We start from the raw sequence: 10,254 nt of genomic DNA on the forward strand, positions 1-10,254 counted from the left end.
CTCTAGCACTTGAATTCCGAATTTGCTTTCCTTCTCTATCAAAATCACCCCCAAAATTTTCAGGAAATTTCAGAATGAAATAGATAACTCCACGATTTTAATTGCCAGGGCAAGAGGTTTTATATTTTTTCTTCTAGTATTTTTATTTATCCAACAGTAAAAATACCGACTGAAAGTAAATATAATTAAGGCTCATTATTTACACTTCCGAATATAGTTAGTATCTTGAATATATATCAGTCAAAAAATAAAGTGATAACCATTAAAAAAATAATTATTTTAGCCTAAAGCCACATCTAAAATCATCATGATTGTAAAGCCAAACATTAAACAAACAGAAGCCAAGTCCTTGTTTCCATTTTCTTGAGATCCTGGGACTACCTCCTCCACTACAACAAAAATCATTGCTCCTGCAGCAAAGCTTAGCGCAAACGGAAGTAAAGGCTCCATTATGAGTACTGCTACTACTCCTACCAACGCCGCGAACGGTTCAACCATACCAGATAACTGGCCATAGAAAAAACTTTTACGACGAGATAATCCATCTCGTCTCAATGGCATTGACACAGCAGCACCCTCAGGGAAATTTTGTATGCCGATTCCGATTGCCAGCGCGATAGCTCCCGTGATTGATGATGAAGGGAATCCTGCTGCAACTGCTCCAAATGCAACGCCTATGGCAAGTCCCTCTGGAATATTATGCAATGTTATTGCTAACACCAGTAACGTGCTCCGCTTTCTCTTCTTAGGGTTTATACCCTCAGCCTCATCCATCGGTGAAGTGGGATGCAGATGTGGAATCACTTTATCAACACCTGATAAAAAGAATCCTCCAAGTAAGAAACCGATTGCAGCTGGTAACCACGCCGGAAGAGAATCTTGTTCCGCCATCTCAATTGCAGGTGAGAGTAATGACCAAAAACTAGCGGCAATCATTACTCCTCCAGCAAAACCGAGCATCCCATCCATTAGCTTTTGATTCATTGATTTTGTCATAAACACTAACGCGGCACCAAGCGCCGTCATCCCCCAAGTGAATAAAGTACCCAGCAATGCTTGAGTAAGGGGTTCTAACGAAGAAATATATTCAATCATCTATCAAAACTCCGTTGCCAAAAATCGAGTTTCTATACATGCTCAAAATTAAGTAACTATTATCCAAAATCAGCATTGCTGTCTCCTCCTCTTGATTGTCAATCCTACTCAACAGGTGATTTTTTTAATGTTGATGTACTACTTCCCCTACCTTCAGTTTGCAAAGCAATTCATCGCTGTGAGGATGAGAAAGAGTTTCGAATTGAATCGTAGAGTGTTGAACGTTCAGATGTGCTAAATCGTGTTCAATTTCTTGAAGTAGATTCTCACTGTCATAGATTTGTAAATTACCATCAACGACAACATGACATGAGAGTGCATTCATTCCACTTGTGATACTCCAAAGATGAAAGTCGTGTATACTCCGTACCCCCTCCTTGTTGTGAATGACTTGAAGAACCTTTTCGACATCAACGTTTTGTGGTGCACCTTCCATTAATACGTTCAATCCGGATTTCGTCACGAAATAACCACTTCGTAAAACAAGTCCCGCTACAATGATTCCTGCGAGCGGATCTGCCCAGTTCCATCCAAATGCCATGATAAGAAGCGCTGCCAGTATTGCACCGACTGAACCCAACGTATCGCTTACAACATGTAGATAAGCACCTCGCATATTCAAATTATGTTCTACGTCTGCACCTCTTAACATAATCCATCCAACAAGAAGGTTTATAGCAAGGCCAATACTGCTAACAATTAACATTCCTACGGATGCGACCTCAGGTGGTTGAATAAATCGATTGATGGCCTCATAAAAGATATATATGGAAATCAGTATGAGTGTGACCCCGTTTAAAACAGCTGCTAGAATCTCGAAGCGTCTATATCCGAACGTTTTACGATTGTTCGCTATTTGTTCACCTAATTTAAAGGCAAGTAATGCAATAGCGAGCGAAGCCGCATCACTAAGCATGTGACCTGCGTCCGCTAAAAGTGCTAAGCTATTTGTAAGGTACCCTCCAATCGCCTCTACAACCATGTATGCCGAAATAATAAAGAATGAAATGATCAAAATCTTTTTGTTAGAGGTATGAGAATGATCATGTGCATGATTATGTGCCATAAGATTAACTCTCCTTACTATATTTAGTGGTGTTTCGCATGCTCAATCGCCTGTCTTAGTAAGTTCATGACATGGTGATCATCTTCTGAATAAAATAGAGTAGTTCCTTCTCTTCTAAACTTGACAAGTCGAAGATTTTTTAAAAAACGTAGCTGATGAGACACGTTTGATTGACTTAAGTTAAGAAGATCAGCTATTCCGTTGACCGAATGTTCCTTTGTGCATAGCAGGGTTAATATTTTAATTCTTGTCGGGTCACTAAGTGCCTTGAACGTCTGAGATACAATAAATAGAGTCTCATCGTCAATCTGCGCCCCTATTTCTATTTCATTTTCTGTAGTATCTTCAATCGGTTCATCCATAAGTCAGTACCTCCGCTCATGATAACTATACATGTTCATATGTTCATATATAACTTATTAGACTTTTGCTGTGCCGTCAACACTTAATTTAAAAAACATTTATTCTATCAGCTCTACATACTTGAAGATTTGAGATACTTTCTCTGGTTTTGCGATTATTTCTTATTTTTAGCCATACAAAAACTACCTATTAGAGAGCTAGTTAGATCTCATACTCGATAGGTAGTCACGCTTTTTCAAAAAATCAATATAGTACACTAACGTTTTAAGAAAACGTCAATTGAATTATTTACTGGGTATTGTCTAATCTATTTTCCAACTTCAAAAAGCTTTTCATGTTTTTCTAAATCAAAGCTGTTTTTTAGTAAGCATACCAATTTGATACAATTAGTTCTTCATTTTTCAAATCCAAATCAAAAACTACTGTTTGGTACTGATTCGTCCAAGAATGACTGTAATCAGAAAAAAGGCGGTCAACGCTAAAAACGGAATTGTGATAAAACCCATCCAGTCAATGTACTGTGCATTACAGGAAACTCCTTGTTCACATGGTCTGACTTCCGAAAAGCCGGGCACCTTTTGTACAAGATAGTGGTAAAAAGAGATACAGAATCCGATTATTGATAAAGGGAGAACATAAAATTTGATTGAGCTATCTTCTCTGAAAACTGCAATTGCAAGAATCAAAGCTATTGGGTACATAAAGATACGTTGAATCCAACAGAGTTCACAAGGTATAAAACCACGAATTTCGCTAAAATATAGACTTCCAAGTACTGCAGTAATTGAAACAACCCAGGCGAGGTACAGTCCATATCGGTTTATTACTGAAGCGCTCATTGGGTTAGCTCCTTTTCAATTTGTTTTTTTATAGAGGTATAGTCGAATGGATTTTCAAGGATGACCCCATTAACTGCAATCGTCGGGGTCAGTGTAACATTGTATTTTTCTACGAGCGCCGCATCCATTTTAACTGATTCTAATCTAGAAGAACGACTTGATAGGTCTTCTCTAAATTTATTTAAATCTAGAGAAGGGACAGTCTTCGTCGCAATCTCTTCCATTTTCTCCACCGTAACCCATGGATTATCGTGTATTTGCACGTCAGGTTGAGCTTCATAAATAGCTTTGTGAAATTGCCAAAATGATTCTGGGTGATTTTTGTAAACAGATTCTGATGCAAGGGCAGCTAAAGTGGACTCATCTCCGTGAAACAAAACATTAATGTAACTAAAGGAAGCTTTCCCACTTTCAATGTAATCTTTTACAAGTTGAGGATAGATTGTTTCACCCCACTCTTTACACGAAGGGCATTTATAGTCTCCGAATTCTACAATTGATATCGGCGCTTCCTTTTTACCTATTGTAGGTTGATTATTAACTGATATCTTTTCATCTTGAACAATTTTAGTCTTTGATTTTTCGGAACTTTGATCATTTAAAAATAAAAAAGCTAAGACTGCAATTACTAATACGGATGTAAAAATAGTCAATAGTTGATTAGTTTTCAAAACAATTCACCTCTTTTATAAATTCGTTATTTCTTTTATCAGAATTATAGCTAAAAATACTAGAGTATCCTTAGTTTTTCAACATTGAATCCATGGACTTCTAAAAACGAAATCTATGAGTCAAACAAGTTACATTCTAACACATTCATGCAACTAAACTTTTATGCAGATGAAAGGAGGGCCAATTTATTTCTTAAAATACGTCTATTCCCCTTAATAATAGTGCATTTTAAAACAGGGCAAGAAAACTTTTAACTGTAGATAGACGAAAGCCAATAATCGTTGCATAGAATGACTAATATTTAAAGGATAAGTACCATACAGATAGTAAAAAACCATTCATGGGTCTTTACAACCAAAAAAACTACATATGAGGAGTCTATTATGAAGTCTAAACATAAATTTCGAATAAGCTTAGTAATTTCCTTGGCTTTATTAACTTCTTTTTTCTATCCCTTTAAGCTTTTAACTAGTGTTAACGTCCTAAACGTCGTACATGCAGAGGAATCTCTATTCATAACAACTGAAAATTTGAATTTGCGTTCCTCGTTCTCTTCAAAAAGCAAAGTCCTTTTGACGATTCCAAAAGGAAAAACCATTAAGAAGATAGGTGTATATGGAGAAGATAAATCCTGGTTTAAAGTTTCATTTAATTCAAAAATCGGTTATGTCTCAACGAAGTACGTGACGCCAAAACCTATACCTAAAAATTCAGTCAGTTCAATAAACACAATATATAAAACTAAAACTTCACTAAATCTGCGTAAGGGCCCATCTGTCAAATCACCCGTTTTAATGACTATCCCAAAGTCCAGCCCACTAATGTACCATGCTGCCTCAGGCCCTTGGTATAAAGTATCATACAATGGGACTCAAGGCTATGTGGCAAGTCAGTATGTAACCATATCGCCCTCGGCTATGAAGTCACGAAGTAAGCAAACGACCGAGATTCGCTCAAGCATGTCTTTAGTGAACTCAAAGGTCCTTATTACGATTCCAGCATCTACTGAAGTGACTGTACTAGGAAAATCGGGCACAACGGGTTCTTGGTTAAAAGTTATGTATAACGGTATTACAGGATTCACACCTGCTCGACATTATATAGTGCAAGTGGCACCGGGGGATTCTTTATCCACTTATCCAACATATATTACTATCGAAAATCTTAATTTACGTAACCAAGCGAGTCGTTACGGATCTATTTTGACAACAATTCCCTCAGGCACTTCGATTTCTGTCATATCGAAAAGCGCCAGTTGGTACAAGGTGCGATATAACAATCAAGTCGGTTACGTATCATCTGGTTTTGTGCAACCATTTACCGGAAAAACTCCTATAAAATCACCGGTGATTCCAGCTAACAAACACGTGATTTTAATTGACGCTGGACACGGTGGGGGAGATGCTGGTGCAGTGACTTCAAACGGTACAGTTCAAGAAAAAGTACTCACCCTAAACATTGCTAATCGTGTGGCCGACGAACTAAAGAAAAACTATGAGCTTTATGAAGTGAAACTAACGCGCTCAAATGATAGATACTTGTCACTTGTTGAGCGGACCAATCTATCAGAAAGGCTTGATGCTGACGCTTTCATAAGCGTCCACATTAATTCTTCACCTTCTTTCGCTACAGGTCATGAAGCACTCGTCCCTACTTCTAGCGCGTACACCACAAATCCATATGCGAACGCTAGCCGCAGATTAGGTGAAGTAATTAATCAAGAAATCGCCATGAACGTTCCAGATTTTAAAAATCGAGGCGTTAAGCGACAAGATGTCTATGTGGTAGGAAGAAACACGGTACCTTCTACTCTCATCGAATATGGCTTTATTGCTAACTCAGTAGATCGCTCCTATATGTCGGGAAGTAACATGATCAAAGCAACCGCCAAAGGAATTGATAAATTTATGAAGAGTTACTACTAAATAAACACCAAACAAATACTAACAAACGATTTGACCACTGAATTTGAGACAAAATGTCCTAAATTCAGTGGTCATCATTCATTTCCTCATCAAAATGGCATTATAAGTATTTCTCTTGATATACTCGAATGACAATAAACTCAAAAGAACAACTGACATAGAAATGAAAAGAAATAGAAATATAGATGGTGAAGTAATATTGATACAATGATTCCGGTTCGAGTTTTAATCATGATACGAATACTTTTATCCAGCAACGCATTTTTTATAATAGAGATAAGTTACGGAGGCAACAACATTGTTTACCATGAAAAAAATTATAGCTTCAACTTTACTTGGTGTTATGTTAGTTCAAAGCGCATCCCCTTCTTACGCTTTAAACTTGACTGAAAAACAAAAAAATATCCAGCAGAAGCAAGCGCAAAATTCTACAGAGCAACGTAAAGCTAATACGTCAATTCAGCAGCGTGAACAAGATATCACACTCGAAGAACAGAAACTGAATGACTTGGAATCCGAGTTACAGGATATTATCAATGAGGTCACCCAGAAGAAGGCTGAAATTCGGACAACCCAAAAGAAAATTGCTCAGATTCAAACTCAAATTAAAGAATTCCAGAAAAAAATGAGCTCTCAAAAGACATTGATGGAAGAACGCATGGTCACGATGCAAAAAAACGGTGGTTCTTCTATAAACTGGGCTGAATTTATTTTTGGTTCAAAAGACTTTGGTGATCTGGTTTCACGCATGATCACCGCAGGGACGATTCAAGAAAATGATCAAGAACTTTTCAAAGAATATCAATCAACAAAAAATAAGCTTCAAATTGCTAAAGCTGAATTGGACACTGAAAAAGATAAGCTTATTAGTCAAAAAGAAGAGCTAGAGAATAGTCAGAAAAAATTGAACGGCAAAATTAAAGTGCGGGCTGCTCAAATAAAAAAATTAGAGGCCGAAAAAATCCAGTTCACATCTAAATTGGTAAGCTTGCAACAAATGGAATCGACGCTTCAAGAACAAGAAAAATCAATTCAAGCAGAGATTGAAGCCCAAAGGCTTGAAGAACAAGCTAAAATTCGTACCAAAGAGGCTGCGCGTAAAGCTGCAGAAGCAAAAAGTGCCGAAAAAAATGAAATCAGCGAGAATAAAGCCTCTCTCGAAAAATCACCAAACTCTGAGAAAGTGGTAAACACTTCAAAGACTACGGATTCACTCGCTTCTCCAACAAGTGGCGGAGTTTTTCAACGTCCAACCTCAGGTATCGTAACCCAAGGATGGGGTCCAGCAGGCGGGGCCAATGGCTACAGCTTCCATAATGCACTAGATACAGCTGGACCAGTAGGAACTCCTATTATGGCTGCTCAAACAGGAACTGTAACTCGAGCAGGCTGGGGTGGACCTTATGGAAATCATGTCATCATTACGCATGTCATAGGCGGTCAAGTTTGGACTACCCTTTATGCTCACATGAGCTCATTGTCCGTTTCCGCCGGACAACGTGTGACCCGAGGACAGAACATCGGTGCGATGGGGAGTACCGGAAATTCGACCGGTTCTCATTTACACTTTGAAGTCCATCGAGGAAACTATTCGTACTCAGCTACAAGTGCAGGGAATACAGTCAACCCATCCCAATTTTTCTGAATTTCAGAGGCGAAATTGTTTAACACTATATAATTACTTCAGTAAATCACTTAATATTTAGACCACAGAATATTAGATGCCCCGTAAAAGTTGGACCTGATAATCTAATTTTTATGGGGCGATTTTTATGTCCGAAAGCTTTTAAAGTCTCGGTGACCAAACGCTAACTGACTCGCAAGAAAAACTTCAGAAAGTTAGGATGAGCTTTCGTTCGTGCCCCCACCCCCCTACGAGTGCCTGGGGAATACAATCTCAGGTGCGACATACACATTCACTATGTAGATATTAAAAACGATATGGATGGGTAGACAATCTTTAATCGATTCAATCTTGAAGTACAGACTCTTCTCTCCTTTGATGACCTTCAACTGGCAATATACGTCGAGACGAACCTTAGGTTACTAAGGCCGTGTCTAACGGTCGATGATAAATTTACGGATATGAAGGTCCAAATTCAAACCTAGGTTGTCGAAGTCACCAGATGATCTATTTCATGATCCAACTTTTTGGATTAAGTTCAATTAATATCTTTTGAACTTAATATATAAAATTGAACTTAATATATAAAATGTACATTTCTTTATTTTTTATATAGAAAAGTAAACCAATCGAGCATACGACGCTCTATAAAGTCTTGAACCTTAAAAGTGACATGGGGTCTATGCTCGATAGCTAATAAGATTGCATGATCAGGTCACTTTTAATGTAATAATCAATACATCACATTTTCGTGTATGTTAATATTAAATCGTTTAAAGGAGAGAAAAAAGATGGCAAGGTTTTTTTCACTGTTGATTGTTTTGTTAGTATTATCTGGTTGTGGAAGTACAGTAAGCAATAATGGACCTGAAGTGATTCCAGAATTAATTGATGTACAATTTAAAACAGATCCTGAAATAGTAAAAGCAAACGAAGTTATTGAACTTATAGCAACTGTTTCTCAAGGAAACGAGAAAGTAGACGATGCGGATAAAGTTGAATTCGAGATATGGAAAGAAGGCCAAGAGGAAAGCCAACACGAAAAAATTGAAGCCAATTATCAACAAGACGGACTGTATGTAATTTCTTATATTTTTGAAGAGCCCGGTAAATACTTTATATATTCACATACGACAGCAAGAAGCTATCATTCTATGCCCAAAAACGAAATATTAGTAAAATAATAAATTTTAATTATTACAATTAATAATATAGACGAGCTAATCCATGATGAAAAAACTCGTTTTTATTGAATCGCGCGACAACATCAACCTTGTGATATATGCTCGAAAAATACCAATTTTATGATATATCCTTTCCGCTCCAATGTCTGATACGTCCATTCCGTCGCTCCACCTTGGAAACTACCATCAGTTGTATGCTTATATGTAGGAATATAAACGCGAGTCAAATAGAGTCACATTGCTCAAACGCATCCTCAAAAACTCGAAGGATGCGTTTTTTGTCCTGCTGAGTATTGCGGATACAGAGAGCCACTAGTGCGGACGACTGAGCGAGTCAATATGAAGAAAAAGGCCATCGACTCATCGATGGCCAAGATCTTAGCTTATCCCTAGCCCGTGGTGTTCCCTCATTGAGGTTTCGCCATCGACCAGGATTTTATAGGAGTCGTGTACGATCCTGTCGAGAATTGCGTCCGCGATTTGGGCCTGTCCTAGATTCGAATGCCACTCCGCGTGGCGTTAGACGCGCCCACGCTCTTGCTTTTGACGTTGCCCTTACGCTCCGTGCCTCCCGTTAGAAAGGGCCAGGAACATAGAGATGCGGCGGTGAGCCAGCAGCTCTTGTTATCGGGCCGTCAGGGGGGCAGCGGTGCGATGAGCGACTTCGCCTCCTGGCGTTAGACGCTCACGCATGAGCCCGGATCACCATTCCTTCTCCCATGCCCCGTCTTCAGACACGCCCCAATCCTCGAACCGATACTTGATGAGCCAATGGACATGCATCACTTCATATTCGAATACACCCTTGGATAGCTCTGAGACGACGAAGCTGACTTCTCCATCCGCCACCACCCATGTCCCGTATAGATACACTTTCTTGATCGGACGCTCTTCTGCATCCAGATAGATCAGCACCCGGAAGTAAGGCGAGTTCCGTCCGTCATCGAACCGGACGACCTTCTCGACGCAATGTTCCCTGTCGACGACACGCATCCATTCGGGATGTTCCATCAGTTCCGAGAACACCGTCCGGACGAACGGATCCAATCCAGCGAACGCATAGTCATCAAGCAGCCCCTCATCCATCACGTCTCCCCCCTTCCGCTTCGCTATAGAACGATTCCCCGTCCAGAGCCAGTTCAGTCCTTGTTCATGAAACTACAGAAATGACGACTTTAAAAAATGTATACATGTATACGCGTATACAAATCTACATGTATACATGTATACAAATATTTTTGTTCTTATGTACGACGATTCCGTCGAATCATATTGGTATTGAAAAAGACGGTGAGGTGGGTCAAGCGTTCTCCTTCCTTCACATCACAAAGAAGATCCATGCTCACAAGTTTTAAGTCGTCAAAATCTTCTTGGAGCCGGTCAGGAAGGCGTCGAAGTGTGTAATGCAAAATAGGAGTGCAGAAGTGTGCAACGGAAACGTACACAACTCTGCACTCCTATTTTAGAAAAGAAAAAGGACTTGCCA

The 10,254-nt window shown here is 39.1% G+C and carries 9 protein-coding genes and 1 pseudogene; 3 read left to right on the forward strand and 7 right to left on the reverse strand.

Annotation, left to right across the window (positions count from 1 at the left end; all coding sequences use genetic code 11):
* Positions 1-279: 279 nt before the first annotated feature.
* From KNP82_RS06985 to KNP82_RS07005, 5 genes are all read right to left on the reverse strand, one after another.
* Positions 280-1,095, reverse strand: coding sequence for a ZIP family metal transporter (locus KNP82_RS06985; RefSeq protein ID WP_029336175.1), 816 nt, complete (start codon positions 1,093-1,095; stop codon positions 280-282).
* 124 nt (positions 1,096-1,219) lie between these two features.
* Complete coding sequence (locus KNP82_RS06990) at positions 1,220-2,161, reverse strand: cation diffusion facilitator family transporter (RefSeq protein WP_029336176.1); 942 nt, start codon at positions 2,159-2,161, stop codon at positions 1,220-1,222.
* Positions 2,162-2,184: 23 nt separating this feature from the next.
* Positions 2,185-2,523, reverse strand: a complete 339-nt coding sequence (locus tag KNP82_RS06995; RefSeq protein WP_029336177.1) for an ArsR/SmtB family transcription factor — start codon at positions 2,521-2,523, stop codon at positions 2,185-2,187.
* A 420-nt stretch (positions 2,524-2,943) separates the two neighbouring features.
* Entirely contained in the window at positions 2,944-3,363 is a 420-nt protein-coding gene (locus tag KNP82_RS07000; protein WP_029336179.1) for a disulfide oxidoreductase, read from the reverse strand.
* Positions 3,360-4,034: a thioredoxin domain-containing protein gene (locus KNP82_RS07005; RefSeq protein WP_029595508.1), complete on the reverse strand. Its 675-nt coding sequence runs from the start codon at positions 4,032-4,034 to the stop codon at positions 3,360-3,362. Before KNP82_RS07005 ends, KNP82_RS07000 begins: the two co-directional genes overlap by 4 nt.
* A 384-nt stretch (positions 4,035-4,418) precedes the next feature.
* On the opposite strand from KNP82_RS07005, the gene KNP82_RS07010 reads away from it, so the two are divergent.
* The 3 genes from KNP82_RS07010 to KNP82_RS07020 all read left to right on the forward strand — a co-directional run bounded on the left by KNP82_RS07010 (position 4,419) and on the right by KNP82_RS07020 (position 8,768).
* Positions 4,419-5,960 (forward strand): N-acetylmuramoyl-L-alanine amidase, encoded by a 1,542-nt coding sequence (locus tag KNP82_RS07010; RefSeq protein ID WP_081828362.1) that lies wholly within the window; start codon positions 4,419-4,421, stop codon positions 5,958-5,960.
* A gap of 307 nt (positions 5,961-6,267) precedes the next feature.
* Positions 6,268-7,605, forward strand: coding sequence for a murein hydrolase activator EnvC family protein (locus tag KNP82_RS07015; RefSeq protein ID WP_029336183.1), 1,338 nt, complete (start codon positions 6,268-6,270; stop codon positions 7,603-7,605).
* A gap of 770 nt (positions 7,606-8,375) precedes the next feature.
* The gene (locus KNP82_RS07020) at positions 8,376-8,768 is read left to right on the forward strand and encodes a FixH family protein (RefSeq protein WP_029336184.1); all 393 of its coding nucleotides are present in this window, start codon (positions 8,376-8,378) and stop codon (positions 8,766-8,768) included.
* Between the two features lie 378 nt (positions 8,769-9,146).
* Here KNP82_RS07020 and KNP82_RS07025 read toward each other — a convergent pair.
* A pseudogene (locus tag KNP82_RS07025) lies at positions 9,147-9,275 on the reverse strand (ATP-binding protein); the annotation flags it as partial.
* A gap of 195 nt (positions 9,276-9,470) precedes the next feature.
* Positions 9,471-9,854: a hypothetical protein gene (locus KNP82_RS07030; RefSeq protein WP_029595509.1), complete on the reverse strand. Its 384-nt coding sequence runs from the start codon at positions 9,852-9,854 to the stop codon at positions 9,471-9,473.
* Positions 9,855-10,254: the final 400 nt, after the last annotated feature.

The sequence above is a fragment of the Exiguobacterium sp. s26 genome (genome assembly GCF_018618235.1).
In the GTDB taxonomy this organism is placed as follows: domain Bacteria; phylum Bacillota; class Bacilli; order Exiguobacteriales; family Exiguobacteriaceae; genus Exiguobacterium; species Exiguobacterium chiriqhucha.